Source organism: Streptomyces tritici (genome assembly GCF_048500665.1).
In the GTDB taxonomy this organism is placed as follows: Bacteria; Actinomycetota; Actinomycetes; order Streptomycetales; family Streptomycetaceae; genus Streptomyces; species Streptomyces tritici.
Genome location: NZ_CP183183.1, coordinates 1645632 through 1670974 on the forward strand (window position 1 = coordinate 1645632; position 25343 = coordinate 1670974).

Sequence of the window (25343 nt, forward strand, 5' to 3'; positions counted from 1 at the left end):
GGCTCATCAGCGGTAGGTTTTTGCACTGACTGGTCAGTTCAAAAGAGGGGGAGGAACCGTGGACAGCCAGGACGCCGTCCCGGCGAGCCCGCACGGAGCCGCCGTCGAGGCCGAGGGGTTCGGGGTGAAGGGGCCGCGCGGCTGGGCCTTCCGCGACGTCGGCTTCCGCGCCGAGCCCGGCTCGCTGGTGGCGATCGAGGGCCCGTCGGGCTCCGGCCGCACCTGCCTGCTGCTCGCGCTCACCGGCCGGATGAAGCCGACGGCGGGCCACGCCGAGGTGGGCGGGCTGCGCCTGCCCCGCAAGATGGCCGCCGTGCGCCGGATCACCGCCCTCGGCCACGTGCCCGGGGTCAGCGAACTCGACCCGGCCTTCACCGTCCTGGAGCACCTGCGCGAACGCGCCCTGCTGCAGCGCCGGTACGACGGCTCCGTCCGCGCCCTGCTCCGCTCCCCCGCGCAGCGCACCGCCGCCGCGCGCGAGCGCATCGAGGCCGCGCTGACCGCCTCCGGCCTGGACCTCGACGCCCTGCCGAAGGCCGAACGGACCTCCGTACGGGACCTGGAGCGGCTGGAGGCGCTGCGTCTCTCCGTCGCGCTGGCCCTGATCGGCGAGCCGCGCCTGCTGGCCGTCGACGACACCGACCTGAAGCTCTCGGACGCCGACCGCGCGGAGGCCTGGGCGCTGATGAGGAGCGTCGCGGAGGCCGGGACGACCGTGCTCGCGGTGTGCAGCGAGGCCCCGGCCGACGCCCTGCGCATCACGACGAGCACGAAGAGCACGGCGAGCACGGCGGACTCCCGCGAAGAACCCGCCGACGCCGAGGCCACCGCCGACGCCACCGCCGAAACCGCCGAAGAAGCGACCGAAGCGACCGAAGCGACCGAAGACGACAACACCGAGGAGGGGGCAGCCGATGCGCTCGCCGAGACTGGCCGCGCTTGAGCTGAAGCGGTTCGGCAGGGGGAAGCTGCCGCGCGCCGCGCTCGTCGCCGTCCTGCTGCTGCCGCTGCTGTACGGCGCGCTGTACCTGTGGTCCTTCTGGGACCCGTACAGCAGGCTCGACCGCATACCCGTCGCGCTGGTCAACGAGGACGAGGGCGCCACCGCCGGGGGCAAGAGGATCGCCGCCGGCGACGACCTCGTCGAGGGCCTGCGGGACAGCAAGGTCTTCGACTGGCGCGAGGTCTCCGACGCCGAGGCCCGCCGGGGCGTCGAGGACGGCACGTACTACCTGTCCCTGACGATGCCCCGCGACTTCAGCGCGCGCATCGCCTCCAGTTCCGGGGACTCCCCGGAGACCGGCGCGCTCAAGGTGCGCACCAACGACGCGAACAACTACATCGTCGGGCAGATCTCCCGCACGGTGTTCTCCGAGGTCCGCACGGCGGCCTCCACCAAGTCCTCGCGCACCTTCCTCGACAAGATCTTCATCTCCTTCTCCGACATCCACGACGCGACCGCCGAGGCCGCCAAGGGCGCGGGCCGGCTCAAGGACGGCACGGTCAAGGCCAAGGCCGGCTCCAAGAGCCTGGCCGACGGCCTGAAGTCGGCGAAGAAGGGCAGCAAGGATCTCGCGACCGGCCTGAAGAAGCTGGACAAGGGCGCCGCCGATCTGGAGACCGGCTCGCGCCAGGTGGCCGACGGCACCCAGCAGCTGGCGGACAAGGTCAACGGGGCCGCCGAGAAGGTCCGTCCGTTCCTGAAGAAGGACGGCAAGACCATCGCCGACTCCGCCCGCCTGGTCCGGGACTCCGCGCGCGCCGTCCGGCACAACCTGAAGGACCTGGCCGAGCGCGCCCCGCACGCCCGCACCGCCGCCCATCTGGCGGACGACGAGCTGGAGAAGCTGCACCGCGAGCGCTGCGTGCTCAACCCCCTTCCCGACGCCCAGGTCTGCAAGTCCCTCAAGAAGGCCAAGGTCGCCGCCGACGACGTCGCGACGATCGCCGACGACCTGCACGAGCTGACCAAGGACGGCAACGGGGACCTGAAGAAGCTCGACGGTCAGCTGAGGACCCTGGAGAAGCAGGCCGACGGCCTGATCAAGCAGGCCCCGAGCCTGCACAAGAACCTGAACGACGCCGTCGCGAAGATCAACGCCCTCAACACCGGCGCCCACAAGGTCGCCACCGGCGCGGACAAGCTGCACACCGGCCTGACCGGCGCCAAGACCGGATCCGGCAACCTCGACACGGGTGTCGGCAAGCTGAAGAAGGGCGCCGGCGAGCTCGACGGCGGCCTGTTCAAGCTGGTCGACGGCTCGGGCGAGCTCGCCACCGGCCTGAAGAACGGCGTCGAGAAGATCCCCGACTACGACAAGGACGAGCGCGACCGGCGCACCGAGGTCATGGCCGACCCGGTCAAGCTCGCCGCCGAGTCGATGCACAAGGCCCCGAACTACGGCACCGGTTTCGCGCCCTACTTCATCCCGCTCTCCCTCTGGGTCGGCGCGATGGTGGCGTACATGATCATCCAGCCGATGAACCGGCGCGCCCTGGCCGCCGGGGCGTCCGCCTGGCGGATCGCGCTGGCCGGCTGGTTCCCGGTGGCCGTCATCGGCCTGCTCCAGGTCGCCGCGCTGATGTCCGTCCTGCACTGGGGCCTCGGGCTGCAGATGGCCCGCGCCGCCGGCACGATCGGCTTCCTCGCCCTGGTCACCTGCTGCTTCGCCGCGATCATCCAGTGGCTCAACGCCCGCTTCGGCGCGGCCGGCCGGATCCTGGTCCTCGCGGTCCTGATGCTCCAGCTGACCTCGGCCGGCGGCACCTATCCCGTGCAGACCAGCCCCGGCTTCTTCAACGCCATCCACCCGTACCTGCCGATGACCTACGTGGTCGAGGCGCTGCGCCGGCTCATCTCCGGCGGCCCGGTCGGACCGGTCTGGCAGGCGGTCGCGGTGCTCGCCGCGTTCACCCTGGGCGCGCTGGCGCTCACCGCGGTCTCCGCCCGCCGCAAGCAGGTGTGGACGCTGGACCGGCTGCACCCGGAACTGAGCCTGTGACCCGGCGGACCCGGTGAACGGGAGGAACCTGTGACAATCGGCCTCATGGACAGCAGCAGCACCAGACGCCAGGCCACCCGGGCCAAGTTGTACGAGGCGGCGGTCACCCTCATCGCGGAGCAGGGCTTCTCGGCCACGACCGTGGACGAGATCGCCGAGCGGGCGGGCGTGGCCAAGGGCACCGTCTACTACAACTTCAAGAGCAAGAACGAGCTGTTCGAGGAGCTGCTGCGGCACGGCGTCGCGCTGCTGACCGCCTCGCTGCGGTCGGCGGCCGACGAGACCTCCGCCCGCGGCGGCTCCCGGATCGACGCGCTGGACGCGATGATCCGCGCCGGCCTGGTCTTCATCGAGCGGTACCCGTCGTTCACGCAGTTGTACGTGGCCGAGCTCTGGCGGACCAACCGCACCTGGAACTCCACCCTCCTGGTCGTCCGCCAGCAGGCGGTCGCCGTGGTGGAGGACGTGATCCGCGAGGGCGTCGAGGCGGGTGAGCTGAGCGCCGAGATCGATGTGCAGCTGACCGCGGCGGCGCTGGTCGGGATGGTCCTGGTGGCCGCGCTCGACTGGCAGGCGTTCCAGAGCGAGCGCTCACTGGACGACGTGCACGGCGCGCTGTCCCTGCTGCTGCACGGCCGCGTCCACGGCCCCGGCGCCCCCCGGCTCACCGCCGAGTAGGAGCGGAACGGCGCAGAAAGAAGCCGGTCCGGCGAGGCTCGATCCCCCCGAGCCTCGCCGGACCGGCTCTGTGTGCCCGCCGGCACCCCCGTACCGGCGGTCGTGCACCGCAGGCACCCCCGTACCGGCGGTCGTGCACCCCCGTTCCGGCCGGTGCGCGGGTCCGTTCCGCCGCCCCGTGCCGGCGGTCCGGTCCCGCGCCCCTTCCGTGGTCCCCACTCTTCCGTCCGGGCGGGTCCGGCCCCATCCGCGCGGCTACTCAACCGGCGGCCTGAGTACGGGTACTCAGACATCTGTACGGATACTCGCCCGCAGGGCGTCCCGCCTGGCTACGATCACCTCCGTGTCCGTACTCCCTCTGGTCTTCACCAGCGGCTGGGCGAGCGGGATCAACGCGTACGCGGTGGTCCTCCTCCTCGGCCTCTTCGGCGTGACCGGCCTCTCCGACGAGGTCCCCGCCGCCCTGCAGCGCACCGACGTCCTCGTGGCGGCCGCGGTGCTCTTCCTCATCGAGGCGGTGGCGGACAAGGTGCCGTACGTCGACTCGGTGTGGGACTCCGTGCACACGGTGATCCGGCCGCTGGCCGGCGCGGTCCTCGGCGCGCTGCTCGCCGGTGAGACCGGCTCGCTGCCGGAGGTGGCGGCCGCCGCCGTCGGCGGCTCGACGGCGCTGATGAGCCATCTGGTCAAGGCCGGCACGCGGATGGCGGTCAACACCTCCCCGGAGCCGGCCAGCAACATCGTGCTCAGCATCGCGGAGGACCTCGGGGTCGCCGGGCTGATCACCTTCGCGATCTTCCATCCGGTGGCGGCGGCGTTCATCGCCGCGGCGCTGCTGATCGCGGGCCTGGTGACGCTGTTCTTCCTGGTCTCCCGGATCCGCCGGTTCCTGCGCCGGCGGGCCGCGCGCCGCGAGGAGAAACGGCTGGCCAGGATGGGTGCGGCACCGCCCGGCTGAGCGCCTCGCGGCAACGGATAAAGTCGCCCGCATGGCACGAATCGCAGTGATCGGGGCAGGTCTGGGCGCCATGGCCGCGGCGGCCCGGCTGGCCGTGGCCGGCCACCGGGTGACGGTGTACGAGCGGACGGAGACGTACGGCGGGGCCGTGGGCCGCCTGGAGCGGGACGGCTTCGCCTTCGACACCGGCCCCGGGCTGCTGCAGCTGCCCGCCGTCTACCGCGACCTGTTCGTGAAGACCGGCAAGGAGCCCCTGGAGCGCTGCGTTCAGCTGACCGAGGTCGACCCGGCGAGCCGCCACGTCTTCGCCGACGGCACCCGCGTGGACCTGCCGAACGCCTCCCGCGCCGGCACGGTCGCCGCCCTGGACGCGGCGCTCGGCGCGGGCGCCGGCGAGCGCTGGGGCGACTTCCTGGTGCGTGCCCGGGACGCCTGGGACCGCACCCGCCGGCCGCTCCTGGAGGAGCCGCAGCCCGCGGACCCCTCGGTGTTCGGCCGGGAGCCGTACCCGGCGCTGAAGGCGGGCTTCCTCAGGCGGCCCACGACCACGCTGGCCCAAATCGGGGCGCGGGAGCTGCGCGACCCCCGGCTGGTGGCGCTGCTCGGCTCGTACGCCCTGTCCCACGGTTTCGACCCGGACACCGCCCCGGCCTCGGCGGCGGTGCTGCCGTACATGGAGCAGACCTTCGGCAGCTGGTACGTGGCCGGCGGCATGCGGGCGCTGGCGACGGCGGTGTTCGAGCGCTGCCGGCAGCGCCGGGTGGAGTTCGTGTTCGGGGCCGAGGTGACCGAGGTCCGCACGCGGGACGGCCGGGCCGCCGGGATCGGGCTGGCCGACGGCACGGCCGTCGAGGCCGACCACGTCGTGGCGGGCGCGCCCGTCCCGGCGCTCCTGCGCGACGGGGTGCTCCCCGAGGACGTACGGCCGCGGCACCGCACCGAGGGGACGGGCCGGGTGACGGTCTGCCTGGCGCTGCGCGGGGCCCGGGAGGCGGACGCGGTGCACCGGACGGTCGTGCACGGGGTCGACGACCACCCCACGGTGACCGTGCTGCGGCCCGACGACCCGGCGCTGCGCCCGGACGGGCACGAGGCGGTGACGCTCACCGCGACGCAGTACGTGTGGCCGGGCACGGACTGGTCCGAGATCGCCGCGCGCATGACGGCCCACGCGGAGGCGGCGGTCCCGGGGCTGCGCGAGCGGCTGCTCTGGCAGGAGGTCCGGACGCCCGAGGACACCCTGCGGGAGACGGGCGCCGCCGAGGTCCCCGGCCCGGCGCTCGCCGGGGGCGGCGGCCGCTTCCTGCCCGCGGCCAACCTCTCCCCCCTGCCCGGCCTGTACCTCGCGGGCGGCTGGGCGCATCCGGGCGGCGGGCTCGCGCACGCGGGCATGTCGGGCGCGCTGGTGGCGGGCCTGATCGTGGAGGGCTCGGACTTCCGCGGCTCGCAGTAGGCCGCCCGGGGCTCAGTAGCGGTACTGCTGCTGGTCCTGGTCGTAGTAGCCGTACTGCTCGGGCTGCGGGGGCTGCTGCGGGTACGGCGGCTGCTCGCCGTCGCGCTGCTGCGGCACCCACACGCCGCCGGGCGGGGTGTCGTAGGTGTACGAGGGGGCGTACGGGTCGGCCTGGCCCGGCTGGCCCTGGCCGTAGTCGTAGGCGGCGTACTGCTGGTCGGTGCCGGGCCCGATGTACGGGTCCGAGTACGCGGCGTACTGCTGCTGCGGGGCGCCGGAGCCGTAGTCGTACGAGGCGGCGGGCTGGTCGTAGCCGGGCTGGTAGGAGTCGTAGCCGCCGTACCCCTGCTGCGGCTGGGGATGCGCCTGGTCGTAGGAGGTGTCGTAGACGCCGTACTGGCCGGTGTCGTCGGGCAGCGGCTGCGGCTCGTACACGGCCGCGGCCTCGGCGGGGGCGGGCTCGGCCGGCTCCTCGTAGGACAGCTCGGTGACCTCCAGCTGCGGCCCCCGGTCGGCGGGCGGGCCGGACCTGCGGCGGCGGCTCGCGCCGGGGCTGCCGCCGATCGCCCAGCCCGTGGAGAAGCCGCGGCGGTACGACAGCGTCACGTACGTCTGGCCGACGGCGAACGCCAGCGCGCCGACGACGATCACCGCCACCGACGGCAGCAGGACGCCCAGGACCACCAGCAGGAAGCCGCCGAAAGCCAGCAACCGCCAGCGCAGCCGCGCCTTGTACTGCAGCAGGACCTCACCCAGCAGCCACAGCGCGACGATCCCGAACGCGATGTAGAGAACCGTCCACCCCATGCCCGCCCGCCCCTCTCCTACGGCGTACGCCGCGGGTCGGGGCGGGTACGCCGATCACGACTGCTCGTGCAGTCCGAGATTCTCGTAGATCTCGAGCGTCGCGGTCGAGTTGTTCAGCGTGATGAAGTGCAGCCCCGGGACACCCTCGGACAGCAGTCGCGCGCAGAACTCGGTCGCGAACTCGATACCGATGGAGCGTACAGCGGCGGGATCGTCCTTGACGGCGAGCATCCGCTCTTTCACGTCCGCGGGGAAGACCGCGTTGCTCAGCTGGGGCAGCCGCTCGATGGTCTTCGCGGTCACGACGGGCATGACCTCGGGGATGATCGGGGTCTCGCAGCCCGCCTTCTCGACGCTGTCGCGCAGCCGCAGATACCGCTCGGGATCGAAGAACATCTGGGTGATCGCGTAGTCCGCGCCGGCGCGGCACTTGTCCACGAAGTGCCGGATGTCGGTGTCCCAGTCCGTGGACCGCGGGTGCATCTCCGGGAAGGCGGCGACGCCCACGCAGAAGTCCCCGGACTCCTTGATCAGCCGCACGAGGTCGGCCGCGTACCGGACGCCCTCGGGGTGCTCGATCCACTCGCCGAGCGGGTCGCCGGGCGGGTCGCCGCGCAGCGCGAGCATGTTGCGGATGCCGGCGTCCGCATACTGGCCGAGAACGTTCCGCAATTCGGCCACCGAGTGGTCGACGGCGGTGAGGTGGGCGACGGGGGTGAGGATGGTGTCCGAGGCGATCTCGTGGGTGGTCTTGACCGTGCCGACCCGGGTGGTGCCGCCGGCGCCGTAGGTCACCGAGACGAAGCTGGGACCGACGGCCTCGACGCGCCGGAGCGCGTTCCACAGGCCCCGCTCGCCCTTCTCCGTCCGGGGCGCGTAGAACTCGAACGAGTACGACGTCTTGCCGGACGCGAGGATCTCGCGGACGGTGCGCGCGCGGTCCGTGCGGGTCGAAGCGGTTCCCAGTGCCATAGGGGCAGGTTAGACGGGGTCCATGGCTCGACGAAGGGCCGTCCACGAGGTGGACACCTCTTTGGACACCAGGGTTCACCCGGCCGTCGGGCCGCGCGCCCGTCCGCCCGCGCCCGTCCGGCCGTCCCGCTCGCGCGCCTTCGCTACGCGCGCTCGCGGACCCGCCGGGCCAGTTCGGCGGCCGCCGCCCCGGGGTCGTCGGCCTCGGTGACGGCCCGGACGACCACGATCCGGCGGGCGCCCGCGTCCAGCACCTCGTCCAGGTTCCCCGCGTCGATGCCGCCGATGGCGAACCACGGCCGGTCCTGGCCGAGCTTCGCCGCGTACCGGACGAGGTCCAGGCCGGGCGCGTACCGGCCGGGCTTGGTCGGGGTGGGCCAGCAGGGGCCGGTGCAGAAGTAGTCCACGCCGGGCTCGGCGGCCGCCGCGGCCACCTCGGACTCGGCGTGGCAGGAGCGGCCGATCAGCACCTCGTCGCCCAGGACGGCCCGGGCGGCGGGCACCGGCAGGTCGCCCTGGCCGAGGTGGAGCACGTCGGAGCCGATGGCGTGGGCGACGTCGGCCCGGTCGTTCACCGCGAGCAGCTTGCCGTGCCGGCGGCAGGCGTCGGCGAACACGGCGAGGTGCTCCAGCTCCTCGCCGGCCTCCATGCCCTTGTCGCGGAGCTGGACGATGTCCACGCCGGAGGAGAGCACGGCGTCCAGGAACGCGGGCAGGTCGCCCTGGCGCTTGCGGGCGTCCGTGCACAGGTAGAGCCGGGCGTCGGACAGCTGGGCGCGAGGCGTGGACATGAGGCGGTTCCCCCCGGGTGGTGCGGCGGCACGCGGCTCGGTCTCCCGGGGCCGCGCACCGCCTGGTGGTCGTGGTGCTGTCGCGTCAGACGGCGAGCGCCTGGGCGCGGCGCTTCACCTCGGTGCCGCGATTCTCGCTGAGCGCCTGCGCGGGGGTGCCCGGCAGGCTCGGGTCCGGGGTGAAGAGCCACTCCAGCATCTCTTCGTCCGTGAAGCCGTCGTCCTTCAGGAGCGTCAGGGTGCCGCTGAGGCCCTTGACGACCTTGCCGTCCTGGATGAAGGCGGCCGGCACCTGGAGCGTCCTGTTCTCCCCGCGGCGCACGGCGATCAGCTGGCCCTCCTTGACCAGCTGGCGCACCCGCGTCACCTCGACGTCGAGCATTTCCGCGATGTCGGGGAGGTGGAGCCAGGCAGGGACGAGAGCATCGATCTTTGCGTCAATCTCGGTCACGGGACAAGCCTGCCATCTGGGACCGACAGCCGGTAGTCGGGCCTACCGCACTGCCGCCTTCAGAGGGACGGCCGGGTCCGCGGCGCGCCCCGGGTCGACGACCGAGCCCGCCTCGATCAGCCGCCGCCCCTGGGCCAGGTCCCGCGGCCGGCCCACGGCGAGCAGCGCCACCGGCACGTCGCCGCGCAGCCAGAGCACCGACCAGGCGGGGTCGCCGGGCGCGCCGCGCCACAGCAGCGTGTCGGCGTGGGCGTGGTGTCCCGCGTACTGGACGAAGCGGCCGAACTGCTCGGACCAGAAGTACGGCACCGGGTCGTACGGCGCGGGCGCCTCGCCCACGATCCCGGCGGCGACCGTGCGCGGGCCCTGCAGGGCGTTGTCCCAGTGGTGGACGAGCAGGCGTTCGCCGTAGCGGGCGGAGGGGAAGGACGCGCAGTCGCCGACCGCGTACACGTCGGGCAGCGAGGTGCGCAGCCGGTCGTCGGCGGTGACCGAGCCGTCGGGGCCCAGCGCGATGCCGGAGCTGGCCAGCCAGCCGGTGGCGGGGCGGGCGCCGATGCCGACGACGACCGCGTCGGCGGGGAGCTTCCGGCCGTCGGCGAGGACGACCTCGCCGGGGGCGAGCCGTTCGACGCGGGCGCCGGTGAGCAGGTCGGCGCCGCTCTCCGCGTACCAGGCGGCCATCGGCTCGGCGACCTCGGCGGGCAGGGCGCCGGCGAGCGGCCGGCCGGCGGCCTCGACGACGGTGACGGCGCAGCCGGCCTGGCGGGCGGCGGTGGCGAACTCGGCGCCGATCCAGCCGGCGCCGACCACGACGAGGGTGTGCCGCTGTTCCAGGACGGGCCTGAGCCGGGCCGCGTCGTCGAGGGTGCGCAGCAGGTGGACGCCGGGGACGCCCTCGGAGCCGGGGAGGGTGAGCGGGTACGCGCCGGTGGCGAGGACGAGCACGTCGTACGGGACGGGGCCGGCCTCGGTGTCGACCTCGTGGTCCGCCGCGCGCAGTCCGGTGACCTCGACGCCGAGGCGGAGTTCGACGTCGAGCTCGGCGAAGTCGACGTCGAAGGCGGAGTCCTCGGCCTTGCCGAGGAGCACGGCCTTGGACAGCGGCGGCCGGTCGTACGGCTGGTGGGGCTCTGCGCCGATGACGGTCACCGCCCCGGTGAAGCCCTGCTCGCGCAGGGCGACGGCGGTCTGCACCCCGGCCATGCCGGCGCCGGCGACGACCACGCGCCGCGGCTGTCCTGTGTGTTCCAGCTGCTCGCTCACCCGTCCACCTTACGCACCTGACGATCCGTCAGTAAGCGGTGGGCTAGTCTGGCCGTCGACGCAGAGCACACGCGGGAGCCCGGACGCACCGGGCTGAGAGGGAGGCTGGCCGGCCTCCGACCGTACGAACCTGATCCGGGTCATGCCGGCGAAGGGAGGGGCTGGACGCCCATGCACGCACGTACCGATTCGGACGTCCTCGTCGTCGGGGGCGGCATCGTCGGGCTCGTCACGGCCTGGCGCGCGGCGCAGCGCGGACTGCGCACCGCGATCGCCGACCCCGACCCCGGGGGCGGCGCCGCGCGGGTCGCCGCCGGGATGCTGGCCGCGGTCACCGAACTCCACTACGGCGAGGAGACCCTGCTCGGTCTCAACCTCGCCTCCGCGCGCCGCTATCCGGACTTCGTCGCCGAACTCGCCGACGCCACCGGCCTGGACGTCGGCTACCGCGCCTGCGGCACCCTCGCGGTGGCGCTGGACTCCGACGACCGGGCGCACCTGCGCGAGCTGCACGCGCTGCAGGCCCGCTGCGGCCTGGACTCGGTGTGGCTGAGCGGCCGCGAGTGCCGCCGCCTGGAGCCGATGCTCGCGCCCGGCGTGCGCGGCGGCCTGCGGGTCGACGGGGACCACCAGGTGGACCCGCGGCGGCTCGCCGACGCGCTGCTGCTCGCCTGCGAGCGGGCCGGGGTGGTCTTCCACCGGGCCTGGGCGCGGCGCCTGACGGTCGTCGGCGACCGGGCGGCCGGTGCGGTCCTGGACGACGGGACCGAGCTCGCCGCCGACCAGGTGGTGCTCGCCGGCGGCAGCCTGAGCGGCAGGCTCGCGGGCGTGCCGGAGGACGTGCTGCCGCCGGTGCGGCCGGTGAAGGGCCAGGTGCTGCGGCTGACGGTGCCGCCGGCGTACGCGCCGTTCCTGTCCCGGACGGTACGGGCCGTGGTGCGGGGCGGGCAGGTGTACCTGGTGCCCCGGGAGAACGGCGAGCTGGTGATCGGCGCGACCAGCGAGGAGCTCGGCTGGGACACGACGGTCACCGCCGGCGGCGTCTACGAGCTGCTGCGCGACGCGCACGAGCTGGTCCCCGGACTGACCGAGCTGCCGCTGACCGAGACCCGGGCCGGGCTGCGCCCCGGCTCCCCCGACAACGCGCCGCTGCTCGGCGCGACCGAACTGCCCGGACTGCTGCTGGCCACCGGGCACTACCGCAACGGGGTGCTGCTGACCCCCGTCACCGGCGACGTGATGGCCGAGGTCCTCGCCACCGGGTCGCTGCCGGACGAGGCGCGCCCCTTCAGCCCCCGCCGATTCTCCGCCGTACGTGAGGAGCAGCCCGCATGAACGTGTCCGTGAACGGGGAGCCGCGCGCGCTCCCCGGCCCGCTCTCCCTGGACGCCCTGGTCGCGACCGTGACGGCGGCCCCCTCGGGGGTCGCGGCGGCGGTGAACGAGGCGGTGGTGCCGAGGAGCCAGTGGCCCGCGACGGTCCTGGCGGACGGCGACCGCGTGGAGATCCTCACCGCGGTGCAGGGAGGCTGAGCGGCGCATGAGCGACGACGTCTTCTCCCTCGCCGGCACGGAGTTCTCCTCCCGCCTGATCATGGGCACGGGCGGAGCGCCCAGCCTGGACGTGCTGGAACGCGCCCTGGTGGCGAGCGGCACGGAACTGACCACCGTGGCCATGCGCCGCCTGGACCCGACCGTGCAGGGCTCGGTCCTGTCGGTCCTGACCCGCCTCGGCATCCGCGTCCTGCCGAACACGGCGGGCTGCTTCACCGCCGGCGAGGCGGTCCTCACCGCCCGGCTGGCGCGCGAGGCGCTGGGCACGGACTGGATCAAGCTGGAGGTCGTGGCGGACGAGCGGACGCTGCTGCCGGACGGCGAGGAACTGCTCGCCGCGGCGGAGACGCTGGTCGACGACGGCTTCACGGTGCTCCCGTACACCAACGACGACCCCGTGCTCGCGCGGAAGCTGGAGGACGCGGGCTGCGCGGCGATCATGCCGCTCGGCTCCCCCATCGGCTCCGGCCTCGGCATCCGCAACCCGCACAACTTCGAGCTGATCGTGGAGCGGGCCGGCGTCCCGGTCATCCTCGACGCGGGCGCCGGCACGGCCTCCGACGCGGCGCTGGCGATGGAGCTGGGCTGCGCGGCGGTAATGCTGGCCTCGGCGGTGACCCGGGCCCAGGACCCGGTGCGCATGGCCCGGGCGATGCGCCTGGCGGTCGAGTCCGGCCACCTGGCGCGCGGCGCCGGCCGCATCCCCCGCCGCCACTTCGCCGAGGCGTCCTCCCCCGTGGAGGGCCGCGCCCACCTGGATCCGGAGCGCCCGGCGTTCTGACCGGGCACGGCGGAGGGCGCGAGGCGCGTCACAGGTGCGCTGCAGTACGGGCGGGACGGCAGGAGACCAGGGCCGGGACTCGTAGACTCGCTGCGTGGACACGACGCTCAGGGACCCGCTCGTCGGGCAGCTGCTCGACGGCCGGTACCGCATCGACGCGCGGATCGCCGTCGGCGGCATGGCCACCGTCTACCGTGCGCTCGACACCCGCCTCGACCGCGTCCTCGCGCTCAAGGTGATGCACCCCGAGCTCGCCGCGGACGCCACCTTCGTCGAGCGGTTCATCCGCGAGGCGAAGTCCGCCGCCCGGCTCGACCACGCCAACGTCGTCGGCGTCTTCGACCAGGGCGCCGACGGCGCGTACGTGTACCTCGCCATGGAGTACGTGGCCGGCTGCACGCTCCGCGACGTGCTCCGCGACCGCGGCGCGCTCCAGCCCCGCGCCGCGCTCGACATCCTGGATTCGGTGCTCGCCGCGCTCGGCGCCGCGCACCGCGCCGGCTTCGTGCACCGCGACATGAAGCCCGAGAACGTCCTGATAGGGGACGACGGCCGCGTCAAGGTCGCGGACTTCGGGCTCGTCCGCGCCGTCGGCTCCACCACGAACACCACCGGCACCGTCCTCGGCACCGTCTCGTACCTCGCGCCCGAGCAGATCGAGCACGGCACCGCCGACACCCGCACCGACGTCTACGCCTGCGGCGTCGTCCTGTACGAGATGCTGACCGGCGGCAAGCCGCACACCGGCGACACTCCCGCCCAGGTCCTGTACCGGCACCTGAACACCGACGTGCCCGCGCCCTCCGCCGCCGTCCCCGGGCTCGCCCTGGAGCTGGACGAGCTGGTCGCGGCCGCGACCGCCCGCAACCCCGACGTCCGCCCGTACGACGCCGTCGCCCTGCTGGCCCGCTCCCGGGAGGCCCGCGCCGCCCTCGACGACGCCCAGCTGGACCTCGTCCCGCCGAAGGCCCGCCCGGCGGAGGAACCGCAGGACACCCCGCCGGCCGACGACACGGCCGACGACACGCGCACCACCGTCATCCCCCGGCCCTCCGCAACCTCCCGTCTCGCCGTCGTCTCCCCCGCGGAGGCGCCCGCAGCCCCCGAGCCCACGCCGACGCGGCCGCCCGCGCCCCGGCCCACCGCGCTGCGCGGCCGCGGCCCGCTCGTCGCGGTGCTCGCCGTCCTGCTGCTCCTGGGCGTCGGCTCCGGCGTCTGGTACATCAACTCCGGCCAGTTCACCCGCGTCCCCAGCGTCCTCGGCCGCACCGAGGCCGAGGCCATGAAGCGCCTGACCGACGCCGGTCTCGACGTCGCCGCCACGGAGCGCGCCTTCAGCGACGTGTACGCCCGCGGCACCGTCATGGCCACCGACCCCGCCCCGGGCTCGCGCATCCGGGGCAACGGCTCCGTACGGCTCACGCTCTCGCGCGGGCCGGAGATCGTGAAGGTGCCCAACCTCAAGCGCAAGCCGCTCGCCGAGGCGAAGAAGCTGCTGGCCCGCGACGGCCTGGTGCCCGGCGTGATCAGCCGCGCCTTCAGCCAGGACATCCCGCAGGGCGCCGTGATCCGCACCGACCCCGAGCCCGGCACCGAGCGCCGCCCCGACTCCGCGGTGGCCCTGGTCGTCAGCAGGGGCGTCCCGATCGACGTCCCGGACGTCACCGGCGAGGCCGTCGCCGACGCGACCGCCACGCTCAAGGAGGCCGGCCTGAAGGTGCGGGTCGCCCCCGAGCGGGTGCACGCGCCGCAGGCCGCCGGCGCCGTGGCCGCCCAGTCGCTCGCCCGGGGCAGCCGGGCCGCGCAGGGCGACCCGATCGTGCTGACCGTCTCCAAGGGCCCGCGCATGGTCGCCGTCCCCGACGTCACCGGCAAGGAGCTGGAGGCGGCCCGCACCGCCCTGGAGGGCGCGGGCTTCCAGGTCAAGGTCGAGCGGGAGTTCCCGTTCCTCGGCAAGACCGTCAAGAGCCAGTCGGCCACCGGCACCGCCCCCGAGGGCAGCACCGTCACCCTCACGATCAAGGGACTCTGAGAACTCATGCGCAACCCCGTCGGCGGCCATGTCCCCGTGGCCGGCGGCCTCGCGAAGGTCGGTCTGGAGTACGCCCGGGAGCTGCGCGCCGAGACCGTCCAGGTCTTCGTCGCCAACCCGCGCGGCTGGGCCACCCCGACCGGCGACCCGGTCCAGGACGAGCTGTTCCGGGACCAGTGCCGGGCCGAGGACATACCCGCGTACGTGCACGCCCCGTACCTGATCAACTTCGGCTCGCACACGGAGGCCACCGTCGACCGCTCCGTGGAGTCGCTGCGGCACTCGCTGCGCCGCGGCCGCGAGATCGGCGCGCTCGGCGTGGTCGTGCACACCGGATCCGCGACCGGCGGCCGCCCCCGGACGGAGGCGCTGGCCCAGGTGCGGGAGCGGCTGCTGCCCCTGCTCGACGAGCTGACCCACGACGACGACCCGTTCCTGCTGCTGGAGTCCACGGCCGGCCAGGGCTTCTCGCTGTGCTCCCGCACCTGGGACTACGGCCCGTACTTCGACGCCCTCGACCACCACCCGAAGCTGGGCGTCTGCCTGGACACCTGCCACGTCTTCGCCGCCGGCCACGACCTGGCCGGCCCGCACGGCATGACCCAGACCCTGGACCTGCTGGTGGAGACGGTCGGCGAGGGCCGGCTGAAGCTGATCCACGCCAACGACTCGAAGGACGTCGCCGGCGCGCACAAGGACCGGCACGCCAACATCGGCGCGGGCCACATCGGCGCGGAGCCGTTCCGCGAGCTGCTCAAGCATCCGGCCACCGAGAACGTGCCGCTGATCATCGAGACGCCGGGCGGGAAGGACGGGCACGCGGCGGACATCGCCCGGCTGAAGGAGCTGCGCGGCTGACGCTTGAGGAATACCCCTAGGGGGTATACGGTTCCTGCCGGAGGCAGGAACCGTTCCTCGGGCGTTGGAGGCCACCCATGCAGCACGACGCGCACGCACACCACCAGCACCACGGCTCACACGCCGACCACGCGCATCACGGGGGCGACCACGCCGCCGCCGGCGGAGCCACCTGGGCCATGGCCGCGAAGGCGACCCTCCACTGCCTCACCGGCTGCGCCATCGGCGAGGTGCTCGGCATGATCATCGGCACCGCGCTGGGCTGGGGCAACGCGCCCACGATGGCGCTCGCCATCGTCCTGGCCTTCTTCTTCGGCTACTCGCTCACCCTCTGGGCGGTGAAGCGGGCCGGACTGGGCCTGAAGGCCGCGATCGGCGTGGCGCTCGCCGCCGACACCCTCTCCATCACCGTGATGGAGATCGTCGACAACGGGGTCCTGCTGCTCGTCCCCGGTGCGATGGACGCGCACCTGTCGGACGGCCTGTTCTGGGGCGCGCTCGCCTTCGCGTTCCTCGTCGCCTTCCTGGTCACCACCCCGGTCAACAAGTGGCTGATCGGCCGCGGCAAGGGCCACGCGGTGGTGCACCAGTACCACCACTGATCAGAGCTCGGGACCGTCCCCCGGCTCCTCCTGGTAGGAGTAGCGCTGCTCGGTCCACGGGTCCCCGATGTTGTGGTAGCCCCGCTCCTCCCAGAAACCGCGCCGGTCCGCGGTCATGTACTCCACGCCGCGGACCCACTTGGGCCCCTTCCAGGCGTACAGGTGCGGCACGATCAGCCGCAGCGGGAAGCCGTGCTCCGCGGTGAGCAGGTCACCGTCCTTGTGCGTGGCGAAGATCGTGCGGTCGGAGTCGAAGTCCGAGAGGCGGAGATTGGCGCTGAAGCCGTACTCGGCCCACACCATCACATGGGTGACGTTCGGCGCCGGAGGGGCCAGTTCGAGGATCGTCCGGGCGGGCACCCCGCCCCATTCGGCCCCCACCATGGTGAACTTCGTGACGCAGTGCAGATCGGCCACCACCGTGGAGAACGGCAGGGCCGAGAACTCCTCGTGGTTCCAGCAGTGCTTCTCGCCGTCGGCGGTCGCCCCGAAGACCCGGAACTCCCAGCGGTCCGGCTTGAACCGCGGCACCGGACCGTAGTGGGTGACCGGCCAGCCGCGCTGCAGTCGCTGCCCCGGCGGAAGGTCCACCTGCCCCGCTTCCCGGTGTTCTCCGCTCTCCGGCTGACCCATGTCATCCATGGTGACAGACCGGGAGGGGTGGTCATGACCAGGGCACCTCCGAATCGGGCAACTCCCACTAAGCATGCACTTACTGGACGCCCCACGATCGTGGTGCAAGGATGCGGCCATCCTGCCCAGTCACGACATACGTATGCGTGGAAGGAGCCGCTGCCATGCAGGGCGACCCCGAGGTCCTCGAGTTCCTCAACGAGCAGCTGACCGGCGAGCTGACGGCCATCAACCAGTACTGGCTGCACTACCGCATCCAGGACAACAAGGGCTGGACCAAGCTCGCCAAGTACACCCGCGAAGAGTCCATCGACGAGATGAAGCACGCGGACAAGCTGACCGAGCGCATCCTGATGCTCGACGGCCTGCCCAACTACCAGCGGCTCTTCCACGTGCGCGTCGGCCAGACGGTCAAGGAGATGTTCGAGGCGGACCGGCAGGTCGAGGTCGAGGCGATCGACCGGCTGAAGCGCGGCATCGAGGTCATGCGCGCCAAGAACGACATCACGTCCGCCAACCTCTTCGAGGAGATCCTGGCCGACGAGGAGCACCACATCGACTACCTCGACACCCAGCTGGAGCTGATCGAGAGCCTCGGCGAGGCGCTGTACCTCTCGACGCTGATCGAGCAGCCGAGCTGACGCGGACGGGCTGGGCGGCTTCCGACAGCGGGCTAGGCGGCTTCCGACAGCCGCTCGTCGGCGAGGTCGGCGAGATCGGCGGTGAGCGCCGGCATGCCCTGCTCGACCAGCTCGCGCCGCGGGCAGTTGCCGCGGCCGAGGAGCGCCTGGATGCGGCGCACGCACGAACCGCAGTCCGTGCCGGCCTTGCAGGCGGAGGCGATCTGGCGGGGCGTGCAGGCGCCCGCTTCGGCGTGCTCCTTGACCTGCTTCTCCGTGACACCGAAGCATGAGCAGACGTACACGCGGTTCCACCTCCCGCCGAGATCGATAAGGCTAACCTAACCTTACCCGCCGCGGCGGCGGCTCAACAGTCCTGAATACGACGGTGGGGCGCGGATCACATGGATCCGCGCCCCACCGTCGTAGGAAGCCACTTACTGATCGCGGTACATCTCCGCCACCAGGAAGGCCAGGTCCAGCGACTGGCTGCGGTTGAGCCGCGGGTCGCAGGCCGTCTCGTAGCGCTGGTGCAGGTCGTCGACGAAGATCTCGTCGCCGCCGCCCACGCACTCGGTGACGTCGTCGCCGGTCAGCTCCACGTGGATGCCGCCCGGGTGGGTGCCCAGCTCCTTGTGCACCTCGAAGAAGCCCTTGACCTCGTCGAGCACGTCGTCGAAGCGGCGGGTCTTGTGGCCGGAGGCCGCCTCGAAGGTGTTGCCGTGCATGGGGTCGGTCACCCAGGCGACGACCGCGCCGGAGGCGGTGACCTTCTCGACCAGCTCCGGGAGCTTGTCCCGGACCTTGTCGGCGCCCATGCGGACGATGAAGGTCAGCCGGCCGGGCTCGCGCTCCGGGTCGAGCCGGTCGATGTACGTGAGCGCCTCGTCGACCGTGGTCGTCGGGCCGAGCTTGATCCCGATCGGGTTCGCGATCCGCGAGGCGAACTCGATGTGCGCGTGGTCGAGCTGGCGGGTGCGCTCACCGATCCAGACCATGTGGCCGGAGGTGTCGTACAGCTTGCCGGTGCGCGAGTCGGTACGCGTCAGGGCGCCCTCGTAGTCGAGCAGCAGCGCCTCGTGGGAGGCGTAGAACTCGACCGCGCGGAACTCGGCCGGGTCGGTGCCGCAGGCCTTCATGAAGTTCAGCGCGTTGTCGATCTCGCGCGCCAGCTGCTCGTAGCGCTGGCCCGACGGGGACGACTTCACGAAGTCCTGGTTCCAGGCGTGCACCTGGCGCAGGTCGGCGTAGCCACCGGTGGTGAAGGCGCGCACCAGGTTGAGCGTGGAGGCGGAGGCGTTGTACATCCGCTTGAGCCGCTCGGGGTCCGGGACGCGGGCGGCCTCGGTGAAGTCGAAGCCGTTGACGGAGTCGCCCCGGTAGGTCGGGAGCGTCACGCCGTCACGGGTCTCGGTCCCCTTGGAGCGGGGCTTGGAGTACTGCCCCGCGATGCGGCCGACCTTCACGACGGGCACGGAGGCCGCGTAGGTGAGGACGGCGGACATCTGGAGCAGCGTCTTGAGCTTGGCCCGGATGTGGTCGGCGGACACGGCGTCGAAGGCCTCGGCGCAGTCGCCGCCCTGGAGCAGGAACGCCTCGCCACGGGCGACGGCTCCCATCCGGGCGCGCAGCTGGTCGCACTCGCCGGCGAAGACGAGCGGAGGATAGCTCGAGAGCTCGGCAACGACGTTGCGCAGAGCCTCGGCATCGGGGTACTCGGGCTGCTGCGCCGCGGGCAGGTCTCGCCAGGTCGCCTTGGCGACGGCGTGGGATTCAGCGTTCACGGTCACGCCTCCCACAGTACGGGGCGAATTGCTCCGTCCACGCCAGTGACCGATGGATGAGACGGACGCGACCCGGATCATGGGCTACGATCGCCCCCATGTTCGCGCACTCGACCCAGAACTGGTGGTGGACCGCTCATCCGGCGGCCCACTGACTGCGCGTACCCGAGACACGCGAAGGCCGCCCGAGGGGCGGCCTTCCTCGTTTTCCGGCCGTTCCTCCCACCGCTCCGATGGAAGGAACGCATCGCATGGACCTGTCCCGTCTGCTGGACGACTCCTGCCCCCCGTTCGCGCTGCTGCGCCGGCGCACCCCGGGCCGTGACCACGACACCGTCGAGGTGCTGATCGGCCCGGTGTACGAGGCGGAGCGGCTCGCCGAGCTGCCCGTACGGGAGCTGCCGACGCTGGCGCTCGTGCCGTTCCGGCAGATCCGGGAGCGCGGCTTCGAGGTGCGCGACGACGGCACGCCGCTGGCCGTCCTGGTCGCCGAGGAGGCGTACGAGCTGCCGCTCGCCGAGGTCCTCGACCGGCTGCCCGCGCACGACGTGCGCGTGGCGGACGGCGGGTTCGACGTCTCCGACGAGGAGTACGGGCGGATCGTGCGGCGGGTGATCGACGAGGAGATCGGCGCCGGCGAGGGCGCGAACTTCGTGATCCGCCGGACGTACACCGGCGAGATCCCCGGTTTCGCGCGGGCCGACGCGCTCGCGCTGTTCCGGCGGCTGCTCGCGGGCGAGCGGGGCGCGTACTGGACGTTCGTGGTGCACACCGGGGAGCGGACGCTGGTGGGGGCGAGCCCGGAGGTGCACGTGAGGATGTCCGGGGGCACGGTCGTGATGAACCCGATCAGCGGGACGTACCGCTACCCGGCCGGGGCCGCGCCGACGGCCGAGGGCCTGCTGGCCTTCCTCGCCGACGGCAAGGAGCGCGACGAGCTCTCCATGGTCGTCGACGAGGAGCTGAAGATGATGTGCACGGTCGGCGACCGGGGCGGGGTGGTGATCGGGCCCCGGCTCAAGGAGATGGCGCACCTCGCGCACACCGAGTACGAGCTGCGGGGGCGTTCCTCTCTGGACGTGCGGGAGGTGCTGCGGGAGACGATGTTCGCGGCGACGGTGACCGGTTCGCCGGTGCAGAACGCGTGCCGGGTGATCGAGCGGCACGAGGCGGGGGGCCGCGGGTACTACGCGGGGGCGCTGGCGCTGCTGGGGACGGACGCGAGCGGGGCGCAGACCCTGGACTCGCCCATCCTGATCCGTACCGCGGACGTCGCGGCGGACGGGACGCTGCGGGTGCCCGTCGGGGCGACGCTGGTGCGGCACTCCGACCCGGCGTCGGAGGTGGCGGAGACGCACGCGAAGGCGGCGGGCGTGCTGGCCGCGCTGGGCGTGCGGCCGGGGCGGCCGGCCGGGGCGGCGGGGCCGGTGCCGCCTCGGCTGGCCGACGACCCGCGGGTGCGGGCCGCGCTGGACGCCCGGCGGGCGGACCTGGCGCCGTTCTGGCTGAAGATGCAGGTCAGGAGCGCGGCGCTGAGCGGGCACGCGCTGGTGGTCGACGCGGAGGACACGTTCACCGCGATGCTGGCGCATCTGCTGCGCTCCTCCGGCCTGGAGGTCTCGGTGCTGCGGTACGACGAGCCGGGGCTGCGGGAGCTGGCGCTCGCCCACGAGGGCCCGGTGGTGCTGGGCCCGGGGCCGGGCGACCCGGCGGACGCGGCGGACCCGAAGATGCGGTTCCTGCGCGGGCTGACGGCGGAGCTCGTACGGAACCACCGGCACGGGCTGCTGGGCGTCTGCCTGGGCCATGAGCTGATCGCGGCGGAGCTGGGCCTCGAACTGGTCCGCAAGCAGACGCCGTTCCAGGGGGCGCAGGTGCGGATCGACCTGTTCGGCCAGGAGCGGACGGTGGGCTTCTACAACAGCTTCACCGCCCGCTGCGACGAGCGCACGGCCGCGGAGCTGGCGATGCACCGCATCGAGGTGAGCCGCGACGAGGAGACGGGCGAGGTCCACGCCCTGCGGGGGCCGGGCTTCGCCGGGGTCCAGTTCCACCCGGAGTCGGTGCTGACCCTGGAGGGAGCGGCGCTGACCGCCTCGCTGCTGGCGGGCGTGCTCGTCTGACCGTGTCGTGCGACGGGGGCCGGTGTCAGCCGAAGAAGACGCCGGCCTCGGCGTACAGCTCGGGGTCGACGGTCTTCAGCCTGGCCGTGGCCTCGGCGATGGGGACGCGCACGATCTTCGTGCCGCGCAGGGCGACCATCTTCCCGAAGTCGCCGTCCCGGACCGCGTCGATGGCGTGCAGGCCGAAGCGGGTGGCCAGCCAGCGGTCGAAGGCGCTCGGCGTGCCGCCGCGCTGGACGTGGCCGAGGACGGTGGTCCGGGCCTCCTTGCCGGTGCGGCGTTCGATCTCCTTGGCCAGCCACTCGCCGACGCCGGAGAGCCGGACGTGGCCGAAGGAGTCGCGGGAGCCGTCCTTGAGGACCACGTCGCCGTCCTTCGGCATGGCGCCCTCGGCGACCACGACGATCGGCGCGTAGGTGGCCCGGAACCGGGACTCGACCCAGGCGCAGACCTGTTCGACGTCGAAGCGCTGCTCGGGGATGAGGATGACGTTGGCCCCGCCGGCCAGTCCGGAGTGCAGGGCGATCCAGCCGGCGTGCCGGCCCATGACCTCGACGACGAGGACCCGCATGTGGGACTCGGCGGTGGTGTGCAGCCGGTCGATGGCCTCGGTGGCGATGCCGACGGCGGTGTCGAAGCCGAAGGTGTAGTCGGTGGCGGAGAGGTCGTTGTCGATGGTCTTCGGGACGCCGACGCAGGGCACGCCGTACTCGCCGGAGAGGGTGGCCGCCACGCCGAGGGTGTCCTCGCCGCCGATGGCGACGAGGGCGTCGACCTCGGCCTTGGCGAGGTTCTCCTTGATGCGCCGGACGCCGTGCTCGGCGCGCAGCGGGTTGGTGCGGGAGGAGCCGAGGATGGTGCCGCCGCGGGGCAGGATGCCGCGGACGGCGGGGATGTCGAGCGGTACGGCGTGGCCCTCCAGCGCGCCGCGCCAGCCGTCGCGGAAGCCGGTGAAGGTGTAGCCGTACTCCTGGACGCCCTTGCGGACGATGCCGCGGATGACCGCGTTGAGGCCGGGGCAGTCGCCGCCGCCGGTCAGTACTCCGACCCGCATGGAAGTTCCCTTCGCCGCCGTGGGTGGGGTTCACGGGCCACGGTAGTGTGACCCACGTCACTCATCAGACAGGGCGAAGGGTGAATTCCAGGCATACGGGCGGGAGTTACCGGTCCCGCCTTCACTCGTTCGAGTGAAAGGCCGTCAGGCGTCGTCGAGGCCGCGCTCGATGGCGTAACGGACCAGCTCGACCCGGTTGTGCAGCTGGAGCTTGCCGAGGGTGTTCTGGACGTGGTTCTGCACGGTCCGGTGCGAGATCACCAGGCGCTCGGCGATCTGCTTGTAGCTCAGGCCCTTGGCGACCAGGCGGAGCACCTCGGTCTCCCGCTCGGTGAGCTGCGGGGCCTTCGGCTCGTCGCGGCCCTCGGCCGGGGCGGGCTCGGAGGCGAGCCGGCGGTACTCGCCGAGGACCAGCCCGGCCAGGCCGGGCGTGAAGACGGGGTCGCCGACGGCGGTGCGGCGCACCGCGTCGATCAGCTCCTCGGTGGAGGCCGACTTCAGCAGGTAGCCCGTGGCGCCGGACTTCACCGCCTCCAGGACGTCGGCGTGCTCGCCGCTCGCGGAGAGCACCAGGACCCGCAGCGCCGGGTCGGCGCCGACGAGTTCCTTGCACACCTGGACACCCGGCTTCGCGGGCAGGTTGAGGTCCAGGACGAGCACGTCGGGCGCGGCCGCGCGGGCCCGGCGGACCGCCTGCTCGCCGTCGCCGGCGGTGGCGACGACGTCGAAGCCGTGCTCGGCGAGGTCGCGGGCGACCGCGTCCCGCCACATCGGGTGGTCGTCGACGACCATGACCTTGATCTGCTGCTGCTCGCTCATCGTCCTTGTCCTGCCTTCCCCCGCGCGTTCCCGGTGGTCCGTGGAACCTTCAGTTCGACTTCGGTGCCCTGGCCGGGGACCGAGATCAGCTCGGCGGTGCCGCCGAGGTCCCGCAGCCGGCCCCGGATGGACAGGGCGACGCCCATCCGGCCCTCGCCCTCCGCCTGGGCGAGCCGCCCCTCCGGAATGCCCGGCCCGTCGTCCCGGACGGTGACGATCACCTCGTCGGGCCAGTCCTCGACGAGGATCCACGCCCGCGCGTCCGGTCCGGCGTGCCGTTCCACATTGTCCAGGGCGGCGCCGACGGCGGCGGCCAGTTCGCGCGCGGCCGGCGGCGGGAGCAGCACCGGGGTGCCCGGGTCGGCCAGGCTGACCTTCGCCCCGGCCCGCGGGGCGAGCAGGGCGCGCAGGTCGACCGGGGTGTCGTCCTCGGGGTCCGGCTCCTCCACCACGCGTACCACCGCGCCCTCGGACTCGTCCTCGGAGACGTGGGAGGGCCGGCTCAGCCCGCCCGCGACGAGCGTGCGCAGCGCGACCTCCTGCTCGCCGGCCATCCGGCCGAGCTCGGCCGCCTCGCCGCCGAGGGCGGTGCCGCGCCGCTGCACCATGGCCAGGACCTGGAGCACGCTGTCGTGGATGTCCCGGGCCAGGCGCTCCCGCTCGCGGGTGGCGGCCTCGATCTCCAGGGCGCGGGCGAGGGTGCGCTCGGAGGCGCGGGCGACCTCGACGACGTAGCCGATGGCGACGGAGGCGACCCACACCAGGAGCACGTTGTGCAGGGTGTCGAGGCTGGGCGTGCCGCGTTCGACGAGATTGGCGGCGGCGACCAGGGAGGAGGCGAAGGCGGCCCAGCGCCAGCCGCCCTTGATCGCGTACGCGAGGACCGCGCCGGCGGTCCAGATGGACGGCAGGGTGGGGCCGTCGACGCTCTGCGCGTGGTCGTCGGCGAGGGGAGTGAGCAGGATGCCGGTGAGGGCGATGGTGAGGTCGGCGACGAGGAAGCGCTTGGTGCAGTGGGCCGCGCCGGCGACCTTGGGCAGGGTCACCAGGGTCCACACGCAGAGCACGGCGAGGAACGCGACGGCCACCGCGGGGTGCTCGTAGCGGTCCCGGCCGAAGACGAACAGCAGGACCGCGTAGATCATCGTGAGTACGCGGTATCCGGTGAGCGCACGCCACAGCGGCTGCTCCACGGACATGCGCACGACACGCTCGCGCTTGGCCAACTCCCCCACCCCCGATGCCCCTCGCGGGGTGCTACGCGCCGGACTCCTGCCGGGCCGCGATCTCTTCCTTGACGGCCTGACGGGCCGCCTTCTCCGCCTCCGCGAGCTGCCGCTTGGCGGCGGTCGCGTACATGTCGACGTACTCCTGGCCAGAGAGCTTCATGATCTCGTACATGACCTCGTCGGTCACCGAGCGCAGGATGAAGCGGTCACCCTCCATGCCCTGGTAGCGACTGAAGTCCAGCGGCTTGCCGATCCGGATGCCCGGGCGCATCAGCTTGGGCACGATCTTGCCGGGCGGCTGGATCTTCTCGGTGTCGATCATCGCGACCGGGATCACCGGGGCTCCGGTGGCCAGCGCCACGCGCGCCAGGCCGCCGGGCTTGCCGCGGTAGAGCCGGCCGTCCGGGGAGCGGGTGCCCTCCGGGTAGATGCCGAACAGCTCGCCGCGCTCGATGACCTCGATGCCGCTCCTGATCGCGGCCTCGCCGGCGCCGCGGCCGCCGGAACGGTCCACGGGGAGCTGGCCGACGCCCTTGAAGAAGGCGGCGGTGAGCTTGCCCTTGACGCCCGGGGTGGTGAAGTACTCGGCCTTGGCGATGAAGGTGACCTTGCGGTCGAGCACCGCCGGCAGGAAGAACGAGTCGGAGAACGACAGGTGGTTGCTCGCGAGGATCGCCGGGCCCTCGGCGGGGATGTTCTCGAGGCCCTCCACCCAGGGCCTGAAGGCGAGCTTCAGCGGCCCTCCGATGGAGAACTTCATTGCGCCGTAGATCAAGACGAGTGCCTCCTGTGTTCCGTCGATCAGACCTTAACCCGTGCGGCCCGGCACTCCCCCGCACGGGGCCGCATCGGCCCTGGTCGGTGTCGGTCCCGTCGC

26 protein-coding genes and 1 riboswitch are annotated in these 25343 nt (G+C 73.0%); of the genes, 14 read left to right on the forward strand and 12 right to left on the reverse strand.

The genetic code is table 11. From position 1 onward, the window contains the following. Positions 1-58 precede the first annotated feature (58 nt). The 5 genes from ACNJ93_RS07635 to ACNJ93_RS07655 all read left to right on the forward strand — a co-directional run bounded on the left by ACNJ93_RS07635 (position 59) and on the right by ACNJ93_RS07655 (position 6091). The gene (locus ACNJ93_RS07635; RefSeq protein WP_418956583.1) at positions 59-943 is read left to right on the forward strand and encodes an ATP-binding cassette domain-containing protein; all 885 of its coding nucleotides are present in this window, start codon (positions 59-61) and stop codon (positions 941-943) included. Further along, the gene (locus tag ACNJ93_RS07640) at positions 915-3002 is read left to right on the forward strand and encodes a YhgE/Pip family protein (RefSeq protein ID WP_418956584.1); all 2088 of its coding nucleotides are present in this window, start codon (positions 915-917) and stop codon (positions 3000-3002) included. The genes ACNJ93_RS07635 and ACNJ93_RS07640 overlap by 29 nt, the downstream gene beginning before the upstream one ends. Positions 3003-3047: 45 nt before the next feature. Further along, positions 3048-3680 (forward strand): TetR/AcrR family transcriptional regulator, encoded by a 633-nt coding sequence (locus ACNJ93_RS07645; RefSeq protein ID WP_418956585.1) that lies wholly within the window; start codon positions 3048-3050, stop codon positions 3678-3680. Positions 3681-4023: 343 nt separating this feature from the next. Then, positions 4024-4638 (forward strand): DUF4126 domain-containing protein, encoded by a 615-nt coding sequence (locus ACNJ93_RS07650; RefSeq protein ID WP_418956586.1) that lies wholly within the window; start codon positions 4024-4026, stop codon positions 4636-4638. Positions 4639-4669: 31 nt separating this feature from the next. Beyond that, the gene (locus ACNJ93_RS07655; RefSeq protein WP_418956587.1) at positions 4670-6091 is read left to right on the forward strand and encodes a phytoene desaturase family protein; all 1422 of its coding nucleotides are present in this window, start codon (positions 4670-4672) and stop codon (positions 6089-6091) included. A gap of 12 nt (positions 6092-6103) precedes the next feature. Here the strand turns inward: ACNJ93_RS07655 and ACNJ93_RS07660 are convergent, their stop codons facing one another. From ACNJ93_RS07660 to ACNJ93_RS07680, 5 genes are all read right to left on the reverse strand, one after another. Further along, a complete protein-coding gene (locus ACNJ93_RS07660) occupies positions 6104-6898 on the reverse strand; it encodes a hypothetical protein (protein ID WP_418956588.1) in 795 nt (264 codons plus the stop codon). Between the two features lie 54 nt (positions 6899-6952). Then, positions 6953-7870 carry a methylenetetrahydrofolate reductase [NAD(P)H] gene (gene metF, locus ACNJ93_RS07665; RefSeq protein ID WP_418956589.1) on the reverse strand — a complete coding sequence of 306 codons (918 nt, stop codon included), beginning with the start codon at positions 7868-7870 and terminating at the stop codon, positions 6953-6955. 143 nt (positions 7871-8013) lie between these two features. Beyond that, positions 8014-8661 (reverse strand): thiamine phosphate synthase, encoded by a 648-nt coding sequence (gene thiE / locus ACNJ93_RS07670; protein WP_418956590.1) that lies wholly within the window; start codon positions 8659-8661, stop codon positions 8014-8016. Positions 8662-8746: 85 nt separating this feature from the next. Next, positions 8747-9112: an Rv2175c family DNA-binding protein gene (locus ACNJ93_RS07675; protein ID WP_418956591.1), complete on the reverse strand. Its 366-nt coding sequence runs from the start codon at positions 9110-9112 to the stop codon at positions 8747-8749. A gap of 42 nt (positions 9113-9154) precedes the next feature. Further along, positions 9155-10378: an NAD(P)/FAD-dependent oxidoreductase gene (locus ACNJ93_RS07680; RefSeq protein WP_418956592.1), complete on the reverse strand. Its 1224-nt coding sequence runs from the start codon at positions 10376-10378 to the stop codon at positions 9155-9157. Positions 10379-10439: 61 nt separating this feature from the next. Next, positions 10440-10552: riboswitch (TPP riboswitch) on the forward strand. Between ACNJ93_RS07680 and thiO the strand changes: the two genes are divergently transcribed. The 6 genes from thiO (at position 10550) to ACNJ93_RS07710 (ending at position 16204) form a co-directional block, all read left to right on the forward strand. Further along, a complete protein-coding gene (gene thiO, locus ACNJ93_RS07685) occupies positions 10550-11713 on the forward strand; it encodes a glycine oxidase ThiO (protein ID WP_418956593.1) in 1164 nt (387 codons plus the stop codon). Its footprint overlaps the riboswitch before it by 3 nt. Next, entirely contained in the window at positions 11710-11910 is a 201-nt protein-coding gene (thiS, locus tag ACNJ93_RS07690; protein ID WP_418956594.1) for a sulfur carrier protein ThiS, read from the forward strand. The genes thiO and thiS overlap by 4 nt, the downstream gene beginning before the upstream one ends. A gap of 7 nt (positions 11911-11917) precedes the next feature. Beyond that, positions 11918-12712 carry a thiazole synthase gene (locus tag ACNJ93_RS07695; RefSeq protein WP_418956595.1) on the forward strand — a complete coding sequence of 265 codons (795 nt, stop codon included), beginning with the start codon at positions 11918-11920 and terminating at the stop codon, positions 12710-12712. Positions 12713-12806: 94 nt separating this feature from the next. Further along, on the forward strand, positions 12807-14744 hold the full coding sequence (gene pknB / locus ACNJ93_RS07700) for a Stk1 family PASTA domain-containing Ser/Thr kinase (protein ID WP_418956596.1): 1938 nt from the start codon (positions 12807-12809) through the stop codon (positions 14742-14744). A gap of 6 nt (positions 14745-14750) precedes the next feature. Next, positions 14751-15602, forward strand: a complete 852-nt coding sequence (locus ACNJ93_RS07705) for a deoxyribonuclease IV (RefSeq protein WP_418956597.1) — start codon at positions 14751-14753, stop codon at positions 15600-15602. A gap of 77 nt (positions 15603-15679) precedes the next feature. Continuing rightward, positions 15680-16204 carry a DUF4396 domain-containing protein gene (locus ACNJ93_RS07710; protein WP_418956598.1) on the forward strand — a complete coding sequence of 175 codons (525 nt, stop codon included), beginning with the start codon at positions 15680-15682 and terminating at the stop codon, positions 16202-16204. On the opposite strand, the gene ACNJ93_RS07715 is transcribed toward ACNJ93_RS07710, so the two are convergent. Continuing rightward, entirely contained in the window at positions 16205-16837 is a 633-nt protein-coding gene (locus tag ACNJ93_RS07715) for a sulfite oxidase-like oxidoreductase (RefSeq protein ID WP_418956599.1), read from the reverse strand. 164 nt (positions 16838-17001) lie between these two features. On the opposite strand from ACNJ93_RS07715, the gene bfr reads away from it, so the two are divergent. Further along, complete coding sequence (gene bfr / locus ACNJ93_RS07720) at positions 17002-17478, forward strand: bacterioferritin (RefSeq protein ID WP_331921260.1); 477 nt, start codon at positions 17002-17004, stop codon at positions 17476-17478. Between the two features lie 32 nt (positions 17479-17510). Here bfr and ACNJ93_RS07725 read toward each other — a convergent pair whose 3' ends face one another. Beyond that, entirely contained in the window at positions 17511-17762 is a 252-nt protein-coding gene (locus ACNJ93_RS07725; protein WP_418956600.1) for a (2Fe-2S)-binding protein, read from the reverse strand. A 132-nt stretch (positions 17763-17894) separates the two neighbouring features. Further along, positions 17895-19247, reverse strand: a complete 1353-nt coding sequence (locus tag ACNJ93_RS07730) for a class II 3-deoxy-7-phosphoheptulonate synthase (RefSeq protein ID WP_418956601.1) — start codon at positions 19245-19247, stop codon at positions 17895-17897. 92 nt (positions 19248-19339) lie between these two features. Here ACNJ93_RS07730 and ACNJ93_RS07735 point away from each other — a divergent pair, with 92 nt between their 5' ends. Together ACNJ93_RS07735 and ACNJ93_RS07740 are read left to right on the forward strand one after the other, a co-directional pair. Further along, positions 19340-19396 (forward strand): trp operon leader peptide, encoded by a 57-nt coding sequence (locus tag ACNJ93_RS07735; protein ID WP_071528813.1) that lies wholly within the window; start codon positions 19340-19342, stop codon positions 19394-19396. A gap of 96 nt (positions 19397-19492) precedes the next feature. Next, entirely contained in the window at positions 19493-21364 is a 1872-nt protein-coding gene (locus tag ACNJ93_RS07740) for an anthranilate synthase family protein (RefSeq protein ID WP_418956602.1), read from the forward strand. Between the two features lie 25 nt (positions 21365-21389). Here the strand turns inward: ACNJ93_RS07740 and ACNJ93_RS07745 are convergent, their stop codons facing one another. From ACNJ93_RS07745 to ACNJ93_RS07760, 4 genes are all read right to left on the reverse strand, one after another. Next, positions 21390-22418, reverse strand: a complete 1029-nt coding sequence (locus ACNJ93_RS07745) for a 6-phosphofructokinase (protein WP_418956603.1) — start codon at positions 22416-22418, stop codon at positions 21390-21392. A 144-nt stretch (positions 22419-22562) separates the two neighbouring features. After that, positions 22563-23237 carry a response regulator gene (locus ACNJ93_RS07750; RefSeq protein ID WP_418956604.1) on the reverse strand — a complete coding sequence of 225 codons (675 nt, stop codon included), beginning with the start codon at positions 23235-23237 and terminating at the stop codon, positions 22563-22565. Beyond that, positions 23234-24463 carry a MacS family sensor histidine kinase gene (macS, locus tag ACNJ93_RS07755; RefSeq protein ID WP_418961340.1) on the reverse strand — a complete coding sequence of 410 codons (1230 nt, stop codon included), beginning with the start codon at positions 24461-24463 and terminating at the stop codon, positions 23234-23236. The genes ACNJ93_RS07750 and macS overlap by 4 nt, the downstream gene beginning before the upstream one ends. Positions 24464-24494: 31 nt before the next feature. After that, positions 24495-25226, reverse strand: coding sequence for a lysophospholipid acyltransferase family protein (locus ACNJ93_RS07760; protein WP_418961341.1), 732 nt, complete (start codon positions 25224-25226; stop codon positions 24495-24497). Between the last annotated feature and the right edge of the window lie 117 nt (positions 25227-25343).

Excerpts from the sequence above, each read along its gene's own strand:
- ACNJ93_RS07740 (WP_418956602.1), top strand. The coding sequence starts at position 19,493 with ATGGACCTGTCCCGTCTGCTGGACGACTCCTGCCCCCCGTTCGCGCTG.
- ACNJ93_RS07705 (WP_418956597.1), top strand. The coding sequence starts at position 14,751 with ATGCGCAACCCCGTCGGCGGCCATGTCCCCGTGGCCGGCGGCCTCGCG.
- ACNJ93_RS07695 (WP_418956595.1), top strand. The coding sequence starts at position 11,918 with ATGAGCGACGACGTCTTCTCCCTCGCCGGCACGGAGTTCTCCTCCCGC.
- thiO (WP_418956593.1), top strand. The coding sequence starts at position 10,550 with ATGCACGCACGTACCGATTCGGACGTCCTCGTCGTCGGGGGCGGCATC.
- ACNJ93_RS07655 (WP_418956587.1), top strand. The coding sequence starts at position 4,670 with ATGGCACGAATCGCAGTGATCGGGGCAGGTCTGGGCGCCATGGCCGCG.
- ACNJ93_RS07640 (WP_418956584.1), top strand. The coding sequence starts at position 915 with ATGCGCTCGCCGAGACTGGCCGCGCTTGAGCTGAAGCGGTTCGGCAGG.
- ACNJ93_RS07750 (WP_418956604.1), bottom strand. The coding sequence starts at position 23,237 with ATGAGCGAGCAGCAGCAGATCAAGGTCATGGTCGTCGACGACCACCCG.
- ACNJ93_RS07760 (WP_418961341.1), bottom strand. The coding sequence starts at position 25,226 with ATGAAGTTCTCCATCGGAGGGCCGCTGAAGCTCGCCTTCAGGCCCTGG.
- ACNJ93_RS07660 (WP_418956588.1), bottom strand. The coding sequence starts at position 6,898 with ATGGGGTGGACGGTTCTCTACATCGCGTTCGGGATCGTCGCGCTGTGG.
- metF (WP_418956589.1), bottom strand. The coding sequence starts at position 7,870 with ATGGCACTGGGAACCGCTTCGACCCGCACGGACCGCGCGCGCACCGTC.
- bfr (WP_331921260.1), top strand. The coding sequence starts at position 17,002 with ATGCAGGGCGACCCCGAGGTCCTCGAGTTCCTCAACGAGCAGCTGACC.
- ACNJ93_RS07710 (WP_418956598.1), top strand. The coding sequence starts at position 15,680 with ATGCAGCACGACGCGCACGCACACCACCAGCACCACGGCTCACACGCC.
- ACNJ93_RS07645 (WP_418956585.1), top strand. The coding sequence starts at position 3,048 with ATGGACAGCAGCAGCACCAGACGCCAGGCCACCCGGGCCAAGTTGTAC.
- ACNJ93_RS07745 (WP_418956603.1), bottom strand. The coding sequence starts at position 22,418 with ATGCGGGTCGGAGTACTGACCGGCGGCGGCGACTGCCCCGGCCTCAAC.
- thiS (WP_418956594.1), top strand. The coding sequence starts at position 11,710 with ATGAACGTGTCCGTGAACGGGGAGCCGCGCGCGCTCCCCGGCCCGCTC.
- thiE (WP_418956590.1), bottom strand. The coding sequence starts at position 8,661 with ATGTCCACGCCTCGCGCCCAGCTGTCCGACGCCCGGCTCTACCTGTGC.
- ACNJ93_RS07715 (WP_418956599.1), bottom strand. The coding sequence starts at position 16,837 with ATGGGTCAGCCGGAGAGCGGAGAACACCGGGAAGCGGGGCAGGTGGAC.